Here is a 20,303-nt window from a genome sequence, read left to right as displayed (position 1 = left end):
CGCTCACCGCATCCGCGCGACCCGGTCCCTGAGCCGCCGGGCGTCCCGCAGCCGCTGCTCGTACGTGGCGCCCACCGCGAGCAGCAGGAGCCCGGCGAGGGCCGGCGGCAGCCAGCGCGGCAGCGCGCCCACCACCTGCACCACGTACGGCGCCAGCTCGTGCAGCCCGTCCAGGGCGAGGACCGAGCCGCCGAGGACGAGCAGCGCCTGCAGCCGGAACCGGGCGCCGAGCAGGGTCACGACCAGGGCGGCGACCCCCAGGGCCAGCGGCCGCGGCCACTCCGGGTCCGTCCAGGCCGCGACGAGGCTCGGCAGCAGCGTCGCCGCGAGACCCGGGCCGTACGCCGTCCACGACGAGGTCTCGCGGTCCCGGCGCCGCCGCAGGAGGCCGACGACGAGTGCGGGCACGGTCACCGGCAAGGTGTACGCCTCCGGGACCGTCACCTCCCAGGCCGCGAGCCGCACCCAGGCGGCCGCCAGGAAGAGCGCCGCCGCCGTCCACGAGGCGAACCGTCGCCGCTCGGGGCGCACGGCCGTCGCCGCCGCGATCACCCCGCCGAGGGCCAGGGCGAGCGCGAGGAACGCGGGCCTGGACGCGGCGAGCGCGAACGCCGGGAGAGCCACGACCGCCCCGGTGATCTCGACCGGCAGTGCCACCGGGCGGGCCTTGGCGCCGACGGCGGCCGTCGCCGCCGGGACGAGCAGCAGGGCGAGCGCCGTCCAGTGGTCCTCGAACCCGCCGGCGGCGGCCACCGCGACCACGAGCCCGGTCGCGGTGAGCACCGCGGCGCAGGCGGCGACCACCCGGCGCGCGCCCGTCCCGAGCGCCGCCACGCCCGCGAGGAGCGCGAGCAGCGTCCCGAGCGCCGCGAACGTCGCGGCCCGCACGTCCAGGGCGAGTGCGAGCGCGCTCACTGCGGACACCAGCCCACCGGCGTACGCGATCCACCCCAGGACGATGCCGGGCTCCGTCGCGGGAGCCTGCGGGCGGGGCCGGGAAGGCGCCCAGGCGCCCCAGGGAGCACCCGCAGCGGCCGGGGCGGCTGCGGGCGGCTCCGACCCCGGCACGCCGGGGCCCACGGCCGGTTCCGGGCGGCGCAGGCCACGCGTCAGCGGGCCCGGACGGACGGCGCACGCGAGCGCCGCCGCGGTCGTCAGGAGCTGGAGGGCGAGCGTCGCCGCGTACGGCAGGCCGAGGGAGACGGGCAGTGCCGTGAGCAGCGCCCAGACCAGGGTGAGGGCGCCGCAGCGGGCCCACGGCCGGGGGACGGCCGCGAGGACGGCGGCGGCCACCGCCAGGACGAGGACGGCCGTCCCCGGGTACGAGGTCAGCGCCCGTCCGGCGTGCTCGCCGGACCACACCTCCGTCGTCCGGGCCATGGGCCCGAGGATCCCGACCGCCACCGGCGGCAGCGCCCAGACGACCCCGAGCGCCGCGACTCCGGCACCCGCGCCGGCGAGCCCGGCCCGGACACCGCCCGGCAGCAGCCGCCACCCGGCCTCCTCGGTCGTTCCGTCCCCGGCCTCGGCCGGGCTCAGGCGCCGGACGGAGGCCAGGGCCAGCCCGCACAGGACGTACACCGGCACGGTCCAGTCCGTCGGGACGGCCGGGCGGAGCAGGCCGCCCGCCGCCGCGACCGCCGCAAGCCCGGCGACGGCCGAGGCCGCCACCGCGAGGGAGGGCAGGCGCCGGGCCGCGTACAGGGTCAGGGCGGCGGCCGCCAGGAGCAGCGGCGCGCCGCTCCACGGCGAGGTGAGGGAGAGCCAGCCACCCGTCAGAAGAGCCCAGCCGCCCAGGGTCGTCGCACCCACGGCCGCTGTGATCCGGACCGCCGCCGGGCGGGTCCACACGATCACCGCGCCGTCGGCCGCGGCCGTGACGAGCGCCGCCCACGCGAAGGCCGTCGGGCCGCCGCCGGCGGCCAGCACGCCGAGCGGCAGCGGCAACTGCCCCGCGACCACCGCCACCGGCAGCGGGATCCGCAGCCGGGACAGGGCCGAGCCGTACGCCGTCCATCCGCCCGCGAGGACCGCGGCGGCCACCGCCGTGTACCCGAGGCCGTCCGCCCCCGGCAGTGCCACCCGGTGCAGCGCGTACGCGTCGAGCACCATCAGGACCAGGCCCAGCGCCGCCACCGACTCGGCCGTCGACACCAGGCTCCGGCGCAGCAGGGCCACCGGCGCCGCCAGCGCGGCCGAGGTGACGACGAACAGGACGACCGAACGGCCGCCGATCCCCATCGACCCCCAGCTCACCAGCGTGAACGCGATCGCCGCGATCGTCAGCAGCGTGCCGCCGAGCGTCAGCAGCACGTTCTGCGCGCTCCGCGGCGTCGAGTCCGCCACCGGCGGGCGCGGGCCGGGCGCCGACGCACGCGCGCCGGGGGCCGACGGGTACGGGCCGGGCGCCGTCGGCGCCGTGGGTGCGTACAGCACCCGGAGCAGCCAGGCCCGGCGGGCCAGCAACTGGGACCGGTGTGCGTCGAGTCGCGCCAGCTCGCGGTCGACGAGCACGAGCTCGTCCGCGGGTGGCAAGGAGTTGTCCATGCCCGGAGTGTGGCCCCCGCCACACCGGGCGGGAATGCGTCCGGATACTCATCTTCCGGCTCCCGCGGGTCTGAGTACGTCCACACTGGGGGCATGGACTGGTGCCGGTACCGCTTCCGCAGCGTCTGGCGGCTGGCCGCCCCACCCGACGCCGTCTACGCCGTCCTGGAGCGCGCCGAGGAGTACCCGCGCTGGTGGCCCCAGGTCCGCGAGGTCGTCGCCGTCGACGACACCACCGGCAACGCCCGGTTCCGCTCCCTGCTCCCGTACGACATCGTCGTCACCACCCGCGCCCTGCACCGCGACCCCGTGGCCCGGGTCCTGGAGGTCGGACTCGACGGCGACCTGGAGGGCTGGGCGCGCTGGACCCTCACCCCGGAAGGCACCGGCACCCACGCCCTGTACGAGCAGGAGGTCGAGGTCCGGGCCCGTCTGCTGCGCGTCCTCGCCGTCCCGGGCCGGCCCGTCTTCCGCGCCAACCACGCCCTGATGATGCGGGGCGGGAGGCGGGGGATCTCGGCCCACCTGCGAGCGGTTTGAACGAAGGGCTTGAAGGCCTGTATGGTTCAACCCGTTCCCGGGCGATTAGCTCAGCGGGAGAGCACTTCGTTCACACCGAAGGGGTCACTGGTTCGATCCCAGTATCGCCCACCGGGTAGAGGCCGGTCCGTCGAAAGACGGACCGGCCTCTGTCATGTGCCGGGCCGCCGGGCCCGGTTCAGGCCGCCGTCCCGAGTTCCGGTCGCAGCGGCCACGACGGGTCCACCGTCTCCGGCGTCCCCTGCCGCGTGAACCACGCCTGGAGACCCCGCGCCTGCGCCGCGTGCCACACCGCCTGCAGCGTGTGCAGCTCCGCCGGCGTCAGGCGCTCCAGCCGCGACGAGAAGCGCCGCGCCACCGCCCGTACGACATCGAGCGCCGCCGTCGCGTCCGCCGCCGCGTCGTGCGCCCCCGCCAGCTCGACCTCGTAGTGCGCGCACAGGTCCGTGAGCGTCCGTCGGCCCTTCCGGTAGCGGTCCAGGTGCTTGTCCAGGACCCGCGGGTCGAGGACGCACAGCGGGTTGCCCCCCAGATAGTCGCCGAGCGTGGACGCCCGGTGCCTGCGCAGCTCGCGGTCGAGGATCGTCAGATCGAACGGCGCGTTCATCACCACCAGCGGACGCCCCGCCGCACTCTGCTCCGCCAGCGCGCGCGCCAGCTCCTCCATGACCGGAGACGGCCACCGGCCGTTCCGCTGGAGGTGATCGTCCGTCAGTCCGTGCACGGCGGTGGCCCCTTCGGGCACCGGTATGCCCGGATTGACCAGCCACCGCGTCACCCGCGGCCGCGCTCCCACCGTGTCCTGTACGACGAGGGCGGCGGACACGATCCGGTCGCCCTCGACGTCGACTCCTGTGGTCTCCGTGTCGAAAGCGGCCAGGGGCCCTTCGTACCAGTGCATCGTCATCCCTGAACTCCCTGCACACGTGCGGCAGATGGCCAACCCCCTGCCCCGAAACGGTGATACCCGGACTGTTTGCGCCGTACGCGGACCGGTCACAACAGAAGGGACGGGGAAGGAAACAGACATGGCGCTCGCCCAGCCCGAGTCGGGAGGGCTGCCGCCCCAGCGGCTGGCACCGACGCGCGGCTCACTCGCCACCACCGCCTGCATGGAGACCCTCCAGGTGGGATACCTGCACGCCGTCGCCGCCGCGGCCGGCTGCTCGCTGTCCCAGCCCTTTCCGGACAACGGCATCGACTGGCACGTGAGCCACGGCTCGCCCGGCCACACGGTCGACGACGAGGTGACCATCAAGGTGCAGCTCAAGTGCACCTACCAGATACCGGCACGCCCGCCCGGGAAGACCTTCTCGTTCACCCTCGACAACGACCACCTGGTGAAGCTCGCCAGGACCCCGGTGTCCGTGCACAAGATCCTCGTCGTGATGCTCGTCCCGAGGTCACAGGAGGACTGGCTGAGAGCGAGCCACGACCGGCTCGACCTGCGGCACTGCTGCTACTGGATCAACCTGGCCGGACACCCGGTCACGGGACGGCGCCGGACCACCGTGCGCGTACCGACGGCACGGATCTTCGACGACCGGGCGCTCTGCGAGATCATGACCCGGGTCGGCGTGGGAGGGAGACCTTGATGCACCGACCGATCGACGAACCGAGGTTCGGGGACGAGGGGAACGGGGCCGGACACGGCCCCGTCTCCGTTCCTCCGCCCTACCGTCCCCATCCGGCGCCCGGGGACACCCCCGGGCCCTGGACCGGGGTCCCCGGCCCGCCCACCGGCCCCTGGGCCGACAGTCAGGGCACACCCGACCCCGGCAGGGTCGACCCCCGTGTCCTCGGCGCCCTGCTCGCCCGCCACGGATGGCGGCGGCGGGGCGGGGCGGCCGGGCGCTACAGCCGCTGGACCCCGCCCGGCAGCGGTACCGGCACCAGCCTGCTCGTGCCGGAGAGTCGCGCCTTCCCGGACTGCGAGGACCTGCTCGGCGAGGCGCTCACCGCCCTCGCCCGCAGCGCCACGCCCTCCGCCCGCGAGGTCCTCACCGGCCTCGCCGTGCCCAGCGACGAGATCCGCTGGTGGCGCGACGTGCCCCCGGGCCCGGCCGGCACCGTCCCCTGGACCGTGCAGGAACAGCTCAGGTCCGCCGCCCGCCAACTCCTGCTCGCCGGCGCCCTCGCCGTGCGCGGCCGCGCCGGCTACTACGGGGCCCGGCACCGGCGCCCCGCCCAGGCCTCCCTGGAGACCGTCGTCGTCGGCGCGGCGCCCGGCGGGCGCGGACTCACCGCGTTCCTGCCCGTCGCACCGGGCCGCCCCATCGCCGTCCGGCTCTACCACGCCCTCCACGCGGCCCGCGAGGCCACCGACTACCAGCGGGCCACCGGCGGAATGGAGGCCTTCGACACGGCCGTCGAGGCGGGCGTCAGCCGCGAGCTCACCGAGGCGCTCGTGGCGCTGGTGCGGGGCACCGAGGGAGCCAGGATCGCCCTGGAATGGGCCCCCTCCGCCGGGGCGCCCGAAGGCTGCGCGGCCCGGCCCGAACCGGTCGAGTTCTCGCCCGGCGACCTGCCCGCGCTGCGCGAGGCGAGCGCCCGCTACCTGACCGACGAGCCCTCCGTACCGGTCCGGCTGACCGGCGCGGTGGTCCGCATGCGCCGCTCCGGGCCGCGCGGAGAGGGCACCGTACGGCTCCGGGTGCTCGGCGGGGCGGAGGTCCCGCACGTCCGTGTCCGCCTGGACGAGGAGGCGTACCGCACCGCCGGGCACGCCCACCTCGTCGGGCTGCCGATCCGGGTGGTGGGACGGCTGGAGAGCCGGGGCGGCTTCCGCCGCCTCACGGACGCCTCCGGGGTCGTCCCCGTGCAGGTCGACGAGACGGAACGGGACCGGCTGATGAAGGCGCTCCAGGAGAATCTCGACTTCTTCGAGGAGGCGTGCGGGCCGGACGAGGGGTAGGCCGGCGGGGGCGCGGCGGGCGGGAAACCGTTTCGCGGGCGGACCGGTCGCCTCGGTAGGATCGGCCGTGCGCGGCACCTCGTACCTGTCGCGCACCGCCGGCGCCGGCACCTCGTGTCTGCTTGCGCCCCTATGTACGGAGTACCTGTGTCTGAAGTCCGTGTGACCGTCCAGTCCCCCTCGGAAGCAGAGGAGAGGGCGGTGAGCGCGGGCACCACCGCCGGCGCCCTGTTCGCCGACGACCGCACCATCATCGCCGCCCGCGTGGCCGGCGAGCTGAAGGACCTGTCGTACGAGCTCGCCGACGGCGACGTCGTCGAGGGCGTCGAGATCTCCTCCCCGGACGGTCTGGACATCCTGCGCCACTCGACCGCGCACGTCATGGCCCAGGCCGTGCAGGAGCTCTTCCCCGAGGCCAAGCTGGGCATCGGCCCGCCGGTCCGGGACGGCTTCTACTACGACTTCGACGTCGAGAAGCCCTTCACTCCCGAGGACCTCAAGGTCATCGAGAAGAAGATGCAGGAGATCCAGAAGCGCGGCCAGCGTTTCGCCCGCCGCGTGGTGACCGACGAGGACGCCCGCGCCGAGCTGGCGGACGAGCCGTACAAGCTGGAGCTCATCGGCATCAAGGGCTCCGCCTCGACCGACGACGGCGCCAGCGTCGAGGTGGGCGGCGGCGAGCTGACCATCTACGACAACATCGACGCCAAGACCGGCGACCTGTGCTGGAAGGACCTCTGCCGCGGTCCCCACCTGCCCACCACCCGGAACATCCCGGCGTTCAAGCTGATGCGCAACGCCGCCGCCTACTGGCGCGGCAGCGAGAAGAACCCGATGCTCCAGCGCATCTACGGCACCGCCTGGCCGTCGAAGGACGAGCTGAAGGCCCACCTCGACTTCCTCGCCGAGGCCGAGAAGCGCGACCACCGCAAGCTGGGCAACGAGCTCGACCTCTTCTCCATCCCCGACGAGATCGGCTCCGGCCTCGCCGTCTTCCACCCCAAGGGCGGCATCATCCGCCGGGTCATGGAGGACTACTCGCGCAAGCGCCACGAGGAGGAGGGCTACGAGTTCGTCTACTCGCCGCACGCCACCAAGGGCAAGCTGTTCGAGAAGTCGGGCCACCTCGACTGGTACGCCGAGGGCATGTACCCCCCCATGCAGCTCGACGAGGGCGTGGACTACTACCTGAAGCCCATGAACTGCCCGATGCACAACCTGATCTTCGACGCGCGCGGCCGCTCGTACCGTGAACTGCCGCTTCGCCTCTTCGAGTTCGGCACTGTGTACCGGTACGAGAAGTCGGGCGTCGTGCACGGCCTGACCCGCGCCCGCGGCTTCACCCAGGACGACGCGCACATCTACTGCACCAAGGAGCAGATGGCGGAGGAGCTCGACAAGACCCTCACCTTCGTCCTGAACCTGCTGCGCGACTACGGTCTGACCGACTTCTACCTCGAGCTGTCCACCAAGGACCCGGAGAAGTTCGTCGGCTCGGACGAGATCTGGGAGGAGGCCACCGCGGTCCTCCAGCAGGTCGCCGAGAAGCAGGGTCTCCCGCTGACCCCCGACCCGGGCGGCGCCGCGTTCTACGGCCCGAAGATCTCGGTGCAGGCGCGCGACGCCATCGGCCGTACCTGGCAGATGTCGACCGTGCAGCTCGACTTCAACCTGCCGGAGCGCTTCGACCTGGAGTACACCTCCCCGGACGGCACCAAGCAGCGCCCGGTCATGATCCACCGCGCGCTGTTCGGTTCGATCGAGCGCTTCTTCGCCGTGCTCCTGGAGCACTACGCGGGCGCGATGCCGCCGTGGCTGGCCCCCGTCCAGGCGACCGGCATCCCGATCGGCGACGCGCACGTCGACTACCTGCACGAGTTCGCCGCCAAGGCGAAGAAGCAGGGCCTGCGGGTGGACGTCGACTCGTCCTCGGACCGGATGCAGAAGAAGATCCGCAACGCGCAGAAGCAGAAGGTCCCGTTCATGATCATCGCGGGTGACGAGGACATGGCCGCCGGCGCCGTCTCCTTCCGCTACCGCGACGGTTCGCAGGAGAACGGCATCCCCGTCGACGAGGCCATCGCCAAGATCGCCAAGGTCGTCGAGGACCGCGTCCAGGTCTGACCCACCGGTCGCACGGCTTCAAGAGGCCCCCGGGGTACCACCCGGGGGCCTCTTCTCGTCCTCCCGCGTGAACGTCTGGATCAGCCAGGACGAGAACGAACCCGTGACAGCCCCGATCAGGGCGACTCCGCACGCCATCATGCCCACCGCGATGAAGCGGCCGACCGTGGTCACCGGGGTGACGTCGCCGTAGCCCACCGTCGTTAGTGTCTCGACGGCCCACCAGAGGGCGTCGCCGAAGGTGCGGATCGTGGCCCCCGGGGCGCCGCGCTCGTGCTGGTACACGCCGAGCGCGCCCGCGAAACCGAGCAGGGTGACCGTGAGGCTGGAGTAGGCCATGACGCGGGCGTAGAGGGTCAGGCGAGGCTTGTCGCGGCGGCGCTGGATCCGCTCGTAGATCCTCACCATCTGCAGCGGCCGCAGCAGCGGCAGCAGCAGCACGATCGTGCCCAGGAGATGCGCGCGGACGAAGCGCAGTGGACCGAGGCCGCTGAGCCGGAGCCGCACCACGTAGTCGACGATGAAGACGCACCACGCCCCGAGCGTGATCGCCAGGCAGAGGTCCAGCCAGACCTGGCCCATGCCGTTGGCGAGCACCCGCACCGTGTACCCGGCGAGGAAGAGCAGGGATGCCACCGCGAGCGGTGCCTCCATGCGGCGGTCCCAGCGTTCCTGCTTCTCCGGCCTCGCGTCCATCGGATCAGCATCTCCGGGAGCAGGGAAGCTTTGCCCCGGCGACACGTTCCGAACGGGCGACGCAATATGCTGCACAGCATGACGACTGAGCCGGAGCAGCAGATCGGAGTGGGGACGCAGGACGCGTTCCAGCGCCTGTGGACGCCTCATCGGATGGCGTACATCCAGGGCGAGAACAAGCCGACCGGGCCGGGCGCCGAGGACGGCTGTCCGTTCTGCTCGATCCCGTCGAAGTCGGACGAGGACGGCCTGGTGATCGCCCGGGGCCGGAGCGTCTACACGGTGCTCAACCTGTACCCGTACAACGGCGGTCACCTCATGGTCGTCCCCTACCGTCACGTCGCCGACTACACGGACCTGGACGAGGCGGAGACGGCGGAGCTCGCCGAATTCACCAAGCGCGCCATGGTCGCGCTGCGAGCGGCCTCCGGCGCGCACGGCTTCAACATCGGCATGAACCAGGGCGCCGTCGCGGGCGCCGGGATCGCCGCCCATCTGCACCAGCACGTGGTGCCGCGCTGGGGTGGGGACACCAACTTCATGCCGGTCGTCGGACACACCAAGGTGCTGCCGCAGCTCCTCGCGGACACCCGGACGATGCTGGCCGACGCCTGGCCGGCCACCATCTGATCCGTACGCGAGGACCTGATCCGTACGCGAAGGGCCCGGGCCACAGCAGTGGACCCGGGCCCTTCGCGTACGGTCCGGTGACGGCGGCCGGCCGTGGCCCTCGCGTACGGCCGCCCCGTCACGCGTCGTAGACGTCGGCCTTCTTGGGGCCCGGCTCCTGGACGCCGCCGCTGAGGACCAGCGAGCGGTTGGTGAAGCGCTCCGTGTCCACGTTGTGCTCGTCGAGGAACTTCAGGGTCGCGGAGTGGACCGCGCGCAGCACCGGCGTCGCCATCCGTATGGCGTCGTCGGCCATGAAGCGGTTCTTCCAGAGCGGACCGGCCCAGACGTGCCGCAGGCCGAAGGGCTCGGGCAGGACCATCTTGCCGCCGAGGAACTCCAGGACCGGCGGGTACCAGGTGAGCGGCGCGCGCACCGCCAGCCGGACGACGTCGTCGGTGGTGAGCAGGGGCTGCTGGATCTCCTTGGTCTCCCAGAAGCGGACCGCCTTCGAGACCTCCTTGGTCTTGGCCTTCGGCTTCGTGGCGAACAGGCCGTGCACGGGGCCGAGCGCGTGGCCCGTGACCTCGATCCTCAGCGTGTGGTGCAGCGAGGTCACCGTGACCATCATGGTCAGGACGAGGTTCCCGTCCCAGAGGGTGAACTGGACGCCGAGGTAGTGGCGGTTGCCCGCGCCGAACTGCTGGTCGTTGCAGATGCGCTGTATCTCGTGCGGTTTGACCTGGAAGTGGACGATGTTGTCGCCCTCGGGCCGGGTGACCGAGTCGGCGCCCTCGCCGACCGCCGAGACGATCCAGTGCTTGACCGTCGGCTTCGGGAAGCCGGTCTTCAGAGAGCCGCGCTCCAGCAGGGCGAGCTGGTCGTGGATCTTGCGGATGACGTCCCAGGCGCGGAAGTCGTGGATCTCCCGGCCGGCCTGCGGGACGAGCTCCTCGGCGAGCGTCCAGCTGCCCCAGCGGGTGCCCAGACCGAGGATGCCCTTGGGGCCCGCGTAGAACGCGATGTTGGACTGCTGCTCGGCCGAGAGCTTCTCCAGGTTCAGCCGGAGCTCCTCCGCCTCCTTCTCGCCCGGGTCCTGCGGAACGGACTTGGGGACCTGCGGACCGGCGCCACCACCGCTGAGCAGTCCCGTCCAGCGCTCCCGCAGGTCGACGGCGGACCGGTCGCAGATCCGGCGGGCCAGGAACCAGCCGATGACCGGGGCCACGAGCATCGCGCGCAGGTAGTTCGGCAGGAGCCCGTCGTAGGGCAGCTTGAGCAGCACGAGCGCGGCGAAGATCCCCGCCCCCCACAGCAGGACCGTGCCGACGAGGCTCGTCCGCTTGTTGTCGGAGCCGGCGGCCAGGCGGCGCAGCTGGATGACGCCGAGCCAGAGCAGCAGGCCGGGAAGGAAGAGGACGCCGCAGACGAAGGTGACCAGGGTCAGCCGGGCGTCGCGCCGGCGGCGGATGTGGGTGGCCGCGAGGCAGTGCTCGACGACCGGCTGCGGCTCGGCGCCGAACGACTGGATCAGGGCGCCGCGGCCGCCGCCGAGCATGCGGACCTGGACCGCTCGGGAGAAGGCCTCGCCGAGGTCGGGGCGGAAGAGTTTCTCCCACTTCCCGGCCTTGAGCGTCGTCTTGTAGAGGTCGTTGTCCGCTTCCTGAATGGTTTTCAGCTCGCTGTCCCGGTACGCGGCGGACGCGAGCGCGTTCGTCGCCCCCGTACCGCCGCCCGTGCCCATGAGGGGGACCTGCGCCCCGGGTCCGAAGCCATCGATCGCCACTGCCGCCCCCATCGCCGCGGTTACCTGTGCGGGCTGTTCCCAACTGCCGCGCCCCGCACACCTTCTGAGCTGGGCACCACAGCGTAACCGGGTACCGTCGTGTGCGTCACCGCCTGTGGATATCGAGGCCGAATGACGTTCGCCCGACATGTGCCGGGCGAACGTTCACCGCTGTCACTCCTGTGTCACTGCCTCGACCAGGAGCCATTTCAGGCCTGTTCGCGGACCTTCTCGGCGAGGTGCGGGGGCATCGGCTCGTGCCGGGCGTACGTACGGTCGAAGCGGCCCGTTCCGTGCGACACGGACCGCAGATCGATCGCGTACCGCCCGATCTCGATCTCCGGCACCTCGGCCCGGACCAGGGTCCGTCCGGGACCGGCCTGGTCGGTGCCGACGACCCGGCCCCGCCGCCCCGACAGATCGCTCATCACCGGACCGACGTACTCGTCGGGCACCAGGACCTGGACCTCGGCGACCGGCTCCAGGAGGTGGACGGCGACGTCGGCCGCCGCCTCGCGCAGCGCGAGCGCCCCGGCCGTCTGGAACGCGGCGTCGGAGGAGTCCACCGAGTGGGCCTTGCCGTCCTTGAGCGTGACCCGGATGTCGACGAGCGGATAGCCGGCCGCGACACCGCGCGCGGCCTGGGCGCGGACGCCCTTCTCGACGGAGGGGATGAACTGGCGGGGGACCGCGCCGCCGACCACCTTGTCGACGAACTCGATGCCGCTGCCCGCCGGGAGCGGCTCCACCTCGATCTCGCAGATGGCGAACTGGCCGTGGCCGCCGGACTGCTTGACGTGCCGGCCCCGGCCCGCCGAGGCGCCGCCGAAGGTCTCGCGCAGCGACACCTTGTACGGCACGGCGTCGACCTGGACCCCGTACCGGCCGCGGAGGCGGTCGAGGACGACGTCCTGGTGGGCCTCGCCCAGGCACCACAGGACCACCTGCCGGGTGTCCTGGTTCTGTTCGAGGCGCAGCGTGGGGTCCTCGGCGACCAGCCGGGCGAGACCCTGCGAGAGCCGGTCCTCGTCGGCCTTGCCATGGGCCTGGACGGCCAGCGGGAGCAGCGGCTCCGGCATGCTCCAGGGCTCCATCAGCAGCGGATCGTCCTTCGCGGAGATCGTGTCGCCGGTCTCGGCGCGGCCCAGTCGCGCCACGCAGGCGAGGTCCCCGGCGATGCAGTGCGCCATGGGCCGCTGCTGCTTGCCGAAGGGAGAGGTGAGGCCGCCGATCCGCTCGTCGACATCGTGGTCCTCGTGCCCCCGGTCGGCGAGGCCGTGACCGGAGATGTGGACGGTCTCGTCGGGGCGCAGGGTGCCGGAGAAGACCCGGACCAGGGAGACCCGGCCCACGTAGGGGTCGGCGGCGGTCTTCACGACCTCGGCCACGAGGGGGCCTTCGGGGTCGCAGGCGAGGGGCGGACGGGGCTGGCCGTCCGGGGTGGTCACGGCGGGCGGTTCGTGTTCCAGGGGGGACGGGAAGCCGCGGGTGATCAGCTCCAGGAGTTCGAGGGTGCCCAGGCCCTGCGTACCGCCGTCGGCGGCGGGGGCGGCCGCGAGCACCGGGTGGAAGGTGCCCCGGGCGACGGCCTTCTCCAGGTCGTCGACGAGCGTCTTCACATCGATCGACTCGCCGCCGAGGTAGCGGTCCATCAGGTTCTCGTCCTCGCTCTCGGCGATGATCCCCTCGATCAGCCGGGCCCGGGCCTCCGCGATCAGCTCCCGCTGGGACTCGTCGGGCGGGTTCTCCCGCCGTACCCCCGTCGAGTAGTCGAGGATCCGCTCCGAGAGCAGGCCGACCAGACCGGTCGCGGGCGCGTGCCCGTCGGCGCCCTCGTCGCCGTGCACGGGGAGGTAGAGGGGCAGGACGGCGTCCGGGTCGTCGCCGCCGAAGAGCGAGGCGCAGACCTCGGTGAGCTCGCCGAAGTCGGTGCGGGCGGTGTCGAGGTGGGTGACGACGATGGCCCGGGGCATGCCGACGGCTGCGCACTCCTCCCAGATCATCCGGGTGGAGGCGGCGACGGCGTCGGCCTCCTGGGCGGCCGAGACGACGAAGAGGGCCGCGTCCGCGGCGCGCAGACCGGCCCTCAGCTCCCCGACGAAGTCGGCGTACCCGGGGGTGTCGAGGAGGTTGATCTTGTACCCGTCCCAGCCGACGGGAACGAGGGAGAGCTGTACGGAGCGATGCCGGCGGTGCTCGATCTCGTCGTAGTCGGAGACGGTGCCGCCGTCCTCGACCCTGCCCGCCCGGTTGAGCGCGCCGGCGGTCTGCGCGAGCGCCTCGACCAGGGTCGTCTTGCCCGATCCGCTGTGGCCGACCAGCACCACGTTCCGTACGGCCGTGGGCCGGTCGGCCGTCAAAGCCCTGCCGGCGGCTCCGGCGGCCGTGTTCGCCTTGTCACCCATGATGTGTTCCTCCCGACTGCTCGCACGGTGCGGCGGTACAACGGGTGCCACGGGGGAGTGGTGTGTCGCGGTACGGCTCCGGCGGGTGCCCGCGGTGGTCCTTCGAGCTTTGCACCGACGCAAGGAGGCGTCCATACGTCGTACACGGGGAGGGCCCTCGTGGGGGACGTGGAGGCGATGGGGCGGGTGCCGCCCGTGCGCCGGGGTGCGCGTGGCTACGATGGGTGAGCCGGTGGTCGTAGGGGCCGCGCGGCCCACCGAACCTCGGGAAGGCCATGCTGAACAAGTACGCGCGTGCATTTTTTACGCGTGTCCTCACACCGTTCGCCGCGTTTCTGCTCCGCAGGGGCGTCAGCCCCGACGCGGTCACGCTCATCGGCACGGCGGGAGTGATGGCCGGTGCACTGGTCTTCTTCCCGCGCGGGGAGTTCTTCTGGGGCACCATCGTCATCACCCTGTTCGTCTTCTCCGACCTCGTCGACGGCAACATGGCCCGGCAGGCGGGCATCTCCAGCCGCTGGGGTGCCTTCCTCGACTCGACGCTCGACCGGGTCGCCGACGGCGCCATCTTCGGTGGCTTCGCGCTCTGGTACGCGGGCACGGGCGACGACAACGTCCTGTGCGCCGTGGCGATCTTCTGCCTGGCGAGCGGTCAGGTCGTGTCGTACACGAAGGCCCGTGGTGAATCGATTGGCCTGCCCGTCGCCGTCAACGGACTGATCGAACGCGCCGAACGCCTGGTGATCTCGCTCGTCGCGGCCGGCCTCGCCGGGCTGCACACGTTCGGTGTCCCCGGGGTCGAGGTGCTGCTGCCGATCGCGCTGTGGATCGTGGCCGTCGGCAGCGCCGTCACCCTGGGCCAGCGGGTCGTGACCGTACGACGGGAATCGGCCGAGGCGGACGCCGCCGCGGCCGGCGGGAGCGGGGCGACGACATGAGCACGCTGAAGGACGGCCCGCCCGAGGACGGCGTGCCGGGGGGAGGCACTGCCCCCGGCGGTGGCGCGACCCCGGAGGGTGGTACGCCCCCGGGCAGCGGCACGTCCACGGGCAGCACGCTCAAGGAACGACTGAGCGACGGGCTGTACGGCGCCGGCTGGGCGACCGTCAAGAAGCTGCCCGAGCCGGTGGCCGCCGGCCTCGGCCGGCGGATCGCCGACCTCACCTGGAAGCGACGGGGCAAGAGCGTCCTGCGTCTCGAGTCCAACCTCGCGCGCGTGGTGCCGGACGCCACGCCCGAGCGGCTCGCCGAGCTGTCGAAGGCCGGCATGCGCTCGTACATGCGCTACTGGATGGAGTCCTTCCGGCTGCCGACCTGGAGCAAGGAGCGGGTCGAGCGCGGGACGGACATCAGGGACGTCCACCACCTCCAGGAAGGCCTGGCCGCCGGGCGCGGGGTCGTCCTGGCCCTGCCGCACCTGGCGAACTGGGACCTCGCGGGCGTGTGGGTGACCCGCTGTCTCGGCGTGCCCTTCACCACGGTCGCGGAGCGGCTCAAGCCGGAGACGCTCTACGACCGTTTCGTGGCCTACCGCGAGTCCCTCGGCATGGAGGTCCTCCCGCACACCGGGGGCTCCGCCTTCGGCACGCTGGCACGGCGCCTGCGGGCGGGCGGCCTGGTCTGCCTGGTCGCCGACCGTGACCTCTCCGCCTCCGGCACCGAGGTCACGTTCTTCGGGGACACGGCGCGGATGCCGGCGGGACCGGCGATCCTCGCCCAGCAGACGGGCGCGCTGCTCCTGCCGGTGACGCTCTGGTACGACGACACAGCGGTCATGCGGGGGCGCATCCACCCGCCGATCGACGTGCCCGAGTCAGGTACGCGGGCCGAGAAGACGTCCGTGATGACACAGGCGCTGGCCGACGCCTTCGCCACCGGCATCGCGGACCACCCGGAGGACTGGCACATGCTGCAACGACTGTGGCTCGCGGACCTGGACGAACGCCCGGAGACCGGAACGGCCGCCGGGACCGCGGGTACCGAGCGGGGCGGGGAGCACGGAGAGTGAAGATCGGGATCGTCTGCCCGTACTCGTGGGACGTGCCGGGCGGCGTCCAGTTCCACATCCGTGACCTCGCCGAGCACCTCATCCGGCTCGGCCACGAGGTCTCCGTCCTCGCGCCCGCCGACGACGAGACCCCGCTGCCGCCGTACGCGGTGTCGGCCGGCCGGGCCGTCCCCGTGCCGTACAACGGCTCCGTGGCGCGGCTCAACTTCGGCTTCCTCTCGGCCGCGCGGGTGCGCCGCTGGCTGCACGACGGCACCTTCGACGTCGTCCACATCCACGAGCCGACCTCGCCGTCGCTCGGGCTGCTGACCTGCTGGGCGGCGCAGGGGCCGATCGTGGCCACCTTCCACACGTCGAACCCGCGCTCGCGGGCCATGATCGCCGCGTACCCGATCCTCCAGCCGGCGCTGGAGAAGATCAGCGCGCGCATCGCGGTGAGCGAGTACGCGCGGCGCACGCTCGTCGAGCACCTCGGCGGCGACGCCGTCGTCATCCCCAACGGGGTCGACGTGGACTTCTTCGCGCGCGCCGAGCCGAAGAAGGAGTGGCAGGGCGAGACGCTCGGCTTCATCGGGCGCATCGACGAGCCGAGGAAGGGCCTGCCCGTCCTCATGCGGGCGCTCCCCAGGATCCTCACCGAGCGGCCCGGGGCGCGGCTCCTCGTCGCCGGGCGCGGAGACGAGGAGGAGGCGGTGGCCTCGCTGCCCCGGGAGATGCGCGCCCGGGTGGAGTTCCTCGGCATGGTCAGCGACGAGGACAAGGCGCGGCTGCTGCGCAGCGTCGACGTGTACGTGGCGCCCAACACCGGCGGCGAGAGCTTCGGCATCATCCTCGTCGAGGCGCTGTCGGCGGGAGCGCCGGTCCTCGCCTCCGACCTGGACGCGTTCGCGCAGGTCCTGGACCAGGGGGCGGCGGGCGAACTCTTCACCAACGAGGACGCGGACGCGCTCGCGGACGCGGCGATCCGACTCCTCGGCGACGAGGAGCGCCGTACGGAACTGAGCGTCCGGGGCTCGGCCCACGTCCGCCGCTTCGACTGGACGACGGTCGGCGCGGACATCCTGGCGGTCTACGAGACGGTGACGGACGGGGCGGCGGCGGTGGACACGGACGAACGCGTGGGCCTACGGGCGAGACTGGGCCTGTAGAAACCCCGACGAGGGCCCCGACCCGCGCCGCGCCACCACCCCGGTCGGGCCCGAGGCCCCCGGCCCTGGGCCCGCGGCCAGGGTCCGAGGCCGTCGGCCCTGGGCCCGGGCCCGCCGGGTCCGCGTCGCGTGTCCTGCGGTCGCGCCCGCCGGGCTGCCGGCCCGCCCTGCGGAACGATGGCCCACAACGGGGTGGGCGGGGTGTCAGTGCGGGCGCGGTCCATGGGAGGCGCCGCCAGAGGGCGCCGTTCCGTGCGCGCCCGTCTCCGCCGTGGGGGAGGGGCGATGCCCGCACGGCGGTGGGCTCTTCCCCGCCTCGACCGCGGCGACCGCGTCCATGGCCTTCGGGAAGGGGGCCGCCGTCGCCCCGGTAGCCTTTCCGCCCGTGACCGAAACCCTGATCTGGACCGTCGTCGCGCTGATTCTCATCGGCGTCTATCTCAGCTGGACCGCCGGACGGCTCGACCGGCTGCACTCCCGTATCGACGCCGCCCGCGCGGCCCTGGACGCGCAGTTGCTGCGTCGGGCCTCGGTCACCCAGGAGTTGGCCACCTCAGGTGTCCTCGACCCCGCCGCCTCGATCGTGCTGTACGAGGCCGCGCACGCCGCACGGCAGGCCGAGGAGGACCATCGGGAGGTCGCCGAGAGCGAGTTGAGCCAGGCCCTGCGGGTGGTGTTCGGCGAGCCCGAGCAGGTGGAGCTCGTCCGGGAGGCTCCCGGTGGCGAGGAGGCCGCGGAGGAGCTGGCGGCGTCCGTCCGCCGGGTGCCGATGGCCCGCCGTTTCCACAACGACGCCGTCCGCGCCGCCCGCGCGCTGCGGCGCCACCGTACGGTCCGCTGGTTCCGGCTCGCGGGCCACGCGCCGTTCCCGCTGGCCTTCGAAATGGACGACGAGGCGCCGGTGGCCCTTGCCGACCGCCCGGCTTGACGCTCTCAGCCTGCGAAAACGATCCACCGGGTCCACATTGGCCCTTGCTGTGGACTGCAGGTGGACTGTTTCCTCGATCTAGTCGTCAACCCCTGTTGTCACGAGTGAGGTACCCGTGTCCACCACGCCTTCCGTTTCCCCCCAGTCCCCCGAGACCGGCACCGCCCGTGTGAAGCGCGGCATGGCCGAGCAGCTCAAGGGCGGCGTGATCATGGACGTGGTCAACGCCGAGCAGGCGAAGATCGCCGAAGACGCCGGCGCCGTGGCCGTCATGGCCCTGGAGCGGGTCCCCGCGGACATCCGCAAGGACGGCGGCGTGGCCCGTATGTCCGACCCGAACATGATCGAAGAGATCATCGGCGCGGTCTCCATCCCGGTCATGGCCAAGTCCCGCATCGGCCACTTCGTCGAGGCCCAGGTCCTGCAGTCCCTCGGTGTCGACTACATCGACGAGTCCGAGGTCCTGACCCCGGCCGACGAGGTCAACCACTCCGACAAGTGGGCCTTCACGACCCCCTTCGTCTGTGGCGCCACCAACCTGGGCGAGGCCCTGCGCCGCATCGCCGAGGGCGCGGCCATGATCCGCTCCAAGGGCGAGGCCGGCACCGGCAACGTCGTCGAGGCCGTCCGCCACCTGCGCCAGATCAAGAACGAGATCGCCCGGCTGCGCGGCTTCGACAACAACGAGCTGTTCGCCGCGGCGAAGGACCTCCGCGCCCCGTACGAGCTCGTCAAGGAGGTTGCCGAGCTCGGCAAGCTCCCGGTCGTGCTGTTCTCCGCCGGTGGCGTCGCCACCCCCGCCGACGCCGCGCTCATGCGCCAGCTCGGCGCCGAGGGCGTCTTCGTCGGCTCCGGCATCTTCAAGTCGGGCGACCCGGCCAAGCGCGCCGCCGCCATCGTGAAGGCCACCACCTTCTACGACGACCCGAAGATCATCGCGGACGCCTCCCGCAACCTGGGCGAGGCCATGGTCGGCATCAACTGCGACACCCTCCCCGAGTCCGAGCGCTACGCCAACCGCGGCTGGTAGTCACTCATGAGCACACCCGTGATCGGGGTCCTGGCACTCCAGGGCGACGTACGGGAGCACCTGATCGCCCTGGCCGCGGCTGACGCCGTGGCCAGGCCGGTCCGGCGCCCCGAAGAGCTGGCCGAGATCGACGGTCTGGTCATCCCCGGCGGGGAGTCCACCACCATCTCCAAGCTGGCCGAGCTGTTCGGCATGGCGGAGCCGCTGCGCAAGCGCATCGCCGCCGGCCTGCCGGTCTACGGCACCTGCGCCGGGCTGATCATGCTCGCCGAGAAGATCCTCGACCCGCGTTCGGGCCAGGAGACCTTCGGCGGCATCGACATGATCGTCCGCCGTAACGCCTTCGGGCGGCAGAACGAGTCCTTCGAGGCCGGCGTCACCGTCGCGGGCGTCGAGGACGGCCCCGTCGAGGGCGTCTTCATCCGCGCCCCCTGGGTGGAGTCCGTCGGCGCCGAGGTCGAGATCCTCGCCGAGCACGAGGGCCACATCGTCGCCGTACGGCAGGGCCGGGTGCTGGCGACCTCGTTCCACCCGGAGCTCACCGGGGATCACCGCATTCACGCCCTGTTCGTCGACATGGTGCGCGCGGCACGCTGATCCGATCCCGGTAGGATCTCTGGGGTTCGTTCAGAAATGGGTTACGCGAAGGAGACAGGCAGATGTCCGGCCACTCTAAATGGGCTACGACGAAGCACAAGAAGGCCGTGATCGACGCCAAGCGCGGCAAGCTCTTCGCGAAGCTGATCAAGAACATCGAGGTCGCGGCCCGCACGGGCGGCGCCGACCTGGACGGTAACCCGACGCTGTTCGACGCCGTCCAGAAGGCGAAGAAGCAGTCGGTCCCGAACAAGAACATCGACTCCGCGCTCAAGCGCGGTGCGGGTCTCGAGGCCGGCGGCGCCGACTACGAGACGATCATGTACGAGGGCTACGGCCCGAACGGTGTCGCGGTGCTCATCGAGTGCCTCACCGACAACCGCAACCGCGCCGCCTCCGACGTGCGCGTGGCCATGACCCGCAACGGCGGCTCCATGGCCGACCCGGGCTCGGTCTCGTACCTGTTCAACCGCAAGGGCGTCATCGTGCTCCCCAAGGGCGAGCTGTCCGAGGACGACGTCCTGGAGTCGGTGCTCGACGCCGGCGCCGAGGAGGTCAACGACCTCGGTGAGTCCTTCGAGATCATCAGCGAGGCCACCGACCTGGTCGCGGTCCGCACCGCCCTCCAGGAGGCCGGTATCGACTACGACTCCGCCGAGTCCAGCTTCGTCCCGACCATGCAGGTCGAGCTCGACGAAGAGGGCGCGCGCAAGATCTTCAAGCTGATCGACGCGCTGGAGGACAGCGACGACGTGCAGAACGTCTTCGCCAACTTCGACGTCAGCGACGAGGTCATGGAGAAGGTCGACGCCTGATCCCGGCCGTCGATCGACACGGTTCCGCAGCGGGGGGGGGGGGGGGGGGCCCCCCCCCGCCCCCCCGGGCCCCCCCGGGTTTTTTTTTGGTGGGGACGGGCGTGACCAACCAAAAAGGAAGGGGAGGGGGGGGGGGGGAGGGGTTTTTGTGGGCTC

General features: G+C 72.3%; 17 protein-coding genes and 1 tRNA gene. 13 read left to right on the top strand and 5 right to left on the bottom strand.

Features of this window, described 5'->3' with window-relative positions:
• Positions 1 to 3: 3 nt before the first annotated feature.
• Positions 4 to 2,547 (bottom strand): SCO7613 C-terminal domain-containing membrane protein, encoded by a 2,544-nt coding sequence (locus ACZ4XX_RS20405; protein ID WP_468509263.1) that lies wholly within the window; start codon positions 2,545 to 2,547, stop codon positions 4 to 6.
• A gap of 93 nt (positions 2,548 to 2,640) precedes the next feature.
• Between ACZ4XX_RS20405 and ACZ4XX_RS20400 the strand changes: the two genes are divergently transcribed.
• Both ACZ4XX_RS20400 and ACZ4XX_RS20395 read left to right on the top strand, forming a co-directional pair.
• Entirely contained in the window at positions 2,641 to 3,087 is a 447-nt protein-coding gene (locus tag ACZ4XX_RS20400; RefSeq protein WP_468509262.1) for an SRPBCC family protein, read from the top strand.
• A 39-nt stretch (positions 3,088 to 3,126) separates the two neighbouring features.
• Positions 3,127 to 3,198 (top strand) — tRNA-Val (locus ACZ4XX_RS20395).
• Positions 3,199 to 3,265: 67 nt separating this feature from the next.
• Here ACZ4XX_RS20395 and ACZ4XX_RS20390 read toward each other — a convergent pair.
• A complete protein-coding gene (locus ACZ4XX_RS20390; RefSeq protein WP_468509261.1) occupies positions 3,266 to 3,994 on the bottom strand; it encodes an exonuclease domain-containing protein in 729 nt (242 codons plus the stop codon).
• Positions 3,995 to 4,115: 121 nt separating this feature from the next.
• Here ACZ4XX_RS20390 and ACZ4XX_RS20385 point away from each other — a divergent pair, with 121 nt between their 5' ends.
• From ACZ4XX_RS20385 to thrS, 3 genes are all read left to right on the top strand, one after another.
• Positions 4,116 to 4,682, top strand: a complete 567-nt coding sequence (locus ACZ4XX_RS20385; protein ID WP_468509260.1) for a DUF4365 domain-containing protein — start codon at positions 4,116 to 4,118, stop codon at positions 4,680 to 4,682.
• Positions 4,682 to 6,001, top strand: a complete 1,320-nt coding sequence (locus ACZ4XX_RS20380; RefSeq protein ID WP_468509259.1) for a hypothetical protein — start codon at positions 4,682 to 4,684, stop codon at positions 5,999 to 6,001. Before ACZ4XX_RS20385 ends, ACZ4XX_RS20380 begins: the two co-directional genes overlap by 1 nt.
• Before the next feature lie 147 nt (positions 6,002 to 6,148).
• Positions 6,149 to 8,125, top strand: a complete 1,977-nt coding sequence (thrS, locus tag ACZ4XX_RS20375; RefSeq protein ID WP_468509258.1) for a threonine--tRNA ligase — start codon at positions 6,149 to 6,151, stop codon at positions 8,123 to 8,125.
• Positions 8,126 to 8,143: 18 nt separating this feature from the next.
• Here the strand turns inward: thrS and ACZ4XX_RS20370 are convergent, their stop codons facing one another.
• A complete protein-coding gene (locus ACZ4XX_RS20370) occupies positions 8,144 to 8,821 on the bottom strand; it encodes a potassium channel family protein (protein WP_468509257.1) in 678 nt (225 codons plus the stop codon).
• 66 nt (positions 8,822 to 8,887) lie between these two features.
• On the opposite strand from ACZ4XX_RS20370, the gene ACZ4XX_RS20365 reads away from it, so the two are divergent.
• A complete protein-coding gene (locus ACZ4XX_RS20365) occupies positions 8,888 to 9,451 on the top strand; it encodes an HIT family protein (RefSeq protein ID WP_468509256.1) in 564 nt (187 codons plus the stop codon).
• A 118-nt stretch (positions 9,452 to 9,569) separates the two neighbouring features.
• Here ACZ4XX_RS20365 and ACZ4XX_RS20360 read toward each other — a convergent pair whose 3' ends face one another.
• Together ACZ4XX_RS20360 and ACZ4XX_RS20355 are read right to left on the bottom strand one after the other, a co-directional pair.
• Positions 9,570 to 11,228: a hypothetical protein gene (locus tag ACZ4XX_RS20360; RefSeq protein WP_468509255.1), complete on the bottom strand. Its 1,659-nt coding sequence runs from the start codon at positions 11,226 to 11,228 to the stop codon at positions 9,570 to 9,572.
• 197 nt (positions 11,229 to 11,425) lie between these two features.
• Positions 11,426 to 13,621 carry an elongation factor G-like protein EF-G2 gene (locus ACZ4XX_RS20355; RefSeq protein ID WP_468509254.1) on the bottom strand — a complete coding sequence of 732 codons (2,196 nt, stop codon included), beginning with the start codon at positions 13,619 to 13,621 and terminating at the stop codon, positions 11,426 to 11,428.
• 275 nt (positions 13,622 to 13,896) lie between these two features.
• On the opposite strand from ACZ4XX_RS20355, the gene pgsA reads away from it, so the two are divergent.
• The 7 genes from pgsA (at position 13,897) to ACZ4XX_RS20320 (ending at position 20,147) form a co-directional block, all read left to right on the top strand.
• Positions 13,897 to 14,559 (top strand): phosphatidylinositol phosphate synthase, encoded by a 663-nt coding sequence (pgsA, locus tag ACZ4XX_RS20350; protein ID WP_468509253.1) that lies wholly within the window; start codon positions 13,897 to 13,899, stop codon positions 14,557 to 14,559.
• Entirely contained in the window at positions 14,556 to 15,629 is a 1,074-nt protein-coding gene (locus ACZ4XX_RS20345) for a phosphatidylinositol mannoside acyltransferase (protein WP_468509252.1), read from the top strand. Before pgsA ends, ACZ4XX_RS20345 begins: the two co-directional genes overlap by 4 nt.
• Positions 15,626 to 16,777 carry a glycosyltransferase family 4 protein gene (locus tag ACZ4XX_RS20340; RefSeq protein ID WP_468509251.1) on the top strand — a complete coding sequence of 384 codons (1,152 nt, stop codon included), beginning with the start codon at positions 15,626 to 15,628 and terminating at the stop codon, positions 16,775 to 16,777. The genes ACZ4XX_RS20345 and ACZ4XX_RS20340 overlap by 4 nt, the downstream gene beginning before the upstream one ends.
• 385 nt (positions 16,778 to 17,162) lie before the next feature.
• Positions 17,163 to 17,705, top strand: a complete 543-nt coding sequence (locus ACZ4XX_RS20335; RefSeq protein ID WP_030316227.1) for a membrane protein — start codon at positions 17,163 to 17,165, stop codon at positions 17,703 to 17,705.
• A 115-nt stretch (positions 17,706 to 17,820) separates the two neighbouring features.
• Entirely contained in the window at positions 17,821 to 18,735 is a 915-nt protein-coding gene (pdxS, locus tag ACZ4XX_RS20330) for a pyridoxal 5'-phosphate synthase lyase subunit PdxS (protein WP_030204560.1), read from the top strand.
• 6 nt (positions 18,736 to 18,741) lie between these two features.
• Positions 18,742 to 19,332, top strand: coding sequence for a pyridoxal 5'-phosphate synthase glutaminase subunit PdxT (gene pdxT, locus ACZ4XX_RS20325; RefSeq protein ID WP_468509250.1), 591 nt, complete (start codon positions 18,742 to 18,744; stop codon positions 19,330 to 19,332).
• Between the two features lie 62 nt (positions 19,333 to 19,394).
• On the top strand, positions 19,395 to 20,147 hold the full coding sequence (locus ACZ4XX_RS20320) for a YebC/PmpR family DNA-binding transcriptional regulator (protein ID WP_468509249.1): 753 nt from the start codon (positions 19,395 to 19,397) through the stop codon (positions 20,145 to 20,147).
• The last annotated feature ends 156 nt before the right edge of the window (positions 20,148 to 20,303 follow it).

The organism is Streptomyces sp. NPDC029956, assembly GCF_055574655.1.
The sequence above is the reverse complement of the archived record's forward strand: the minus strand, read 5'-3'. Positions and strand labels throughout refer to the sequence as shown.

Excerpts from the sequence above, each read along its gene's own strand:
- ACZ4XX_RS20355 (WP_468509254.1), bottom strand. The coding sequence starts at position 13,621 with ATGGGTGACAAGGCGAACACGGCCGCCGGAGCCGCCGGCAGGGCTTTG.
- ACZ4XX_RS20360 (WP_468509255.1), bottom strand. The coding sequence starts at position 11,228 with ATGGGGGCGGCAGTGGCGATCGATGGCTTCGGACCCGGGGCGCAGGTC.
- ACZ4XX_RS20390 (WP_468509261.1), bottom strand. The coding sequence starts at position 3,994 with ATGACGATGCACTGGTACGAAGGGCCCCTGGCCGCTTTCGACACGGAG.
- ACZ4XX_RS20400 (WP_468509262.1), top strand. The coding sequence starts at position 2,641 with ATGGACTGGTGCCGGTACCGCTTCCGCAGCGTCTGGCGGCTGGCCGCC.
- ACZ4XX_RS20370 (WP_468509257.1), bottom strand. The coding sequence starts at position 8,821 with ATGGACGCGAGGCCGGAGAAGCAGGAACGCTGGGACCGCCGCATGGAG.
- ACZ4XX_RS20345 (WP_468509252.1), top strand. The coding sequence starts at position 14,556 with ATGAGCACGCTGAAGGACGGCCCGCCCGAGGACGGCGTGCCGGGGGGA.
- ACZ4XX_RS20405 (WP_468509263.1), bottom strand. The coding sequence starts at position 2,547 with ATGGACAACTCCTTGCCACCCGCGGACGAGCTCGTGCTCGTCGACCGC.
- pdxT (WP_468509250.1), top strand. The coding sequence starts at position 18,742 with ATGAGCACACCCGTGATCGGGGTCCTGGCACTCCAGGGCGACGTACGG.
- ACZ4XX_RS20320 (WP_468509249.1), top strand. The coding sequence starts at position 19,395 with ATGTCCGGCCACTCTAAATGGGCTACGACGAAGCACAAGAAGGCCGTG.
- pgsA (WP_468509253.1), top strand. The coding sequence starts at position 13,897 with ATGCTGAACAAGTACGCGCGTGCATTTTTTACGCGTGTCCTCACACCG.
- ACZ4XX_RS20365 (WP_468509256.1), top strand. The coding sequence starts at position 8,888 with ATGCTGCACAGCATGACGACTGAGCCGGAGCAGCAGATCGGAGTGGGG.
- ACZ4XX_RS20385 (WP_468509260.1), top strand. The coding sequence starts at position 4,116 with ATGGCGCTCGCCCAGCCCGAGTCGGGAGGGCTGCCGCCCCAGCGGCTG.
- ACZ4XX_RS20380 (WP_468509259.1), top strand. The coding sequence starts at position 4,682 with ATGCACCGACCGATCGACGAACCGAGGTTCGGGGACGAGGGGAACGGG.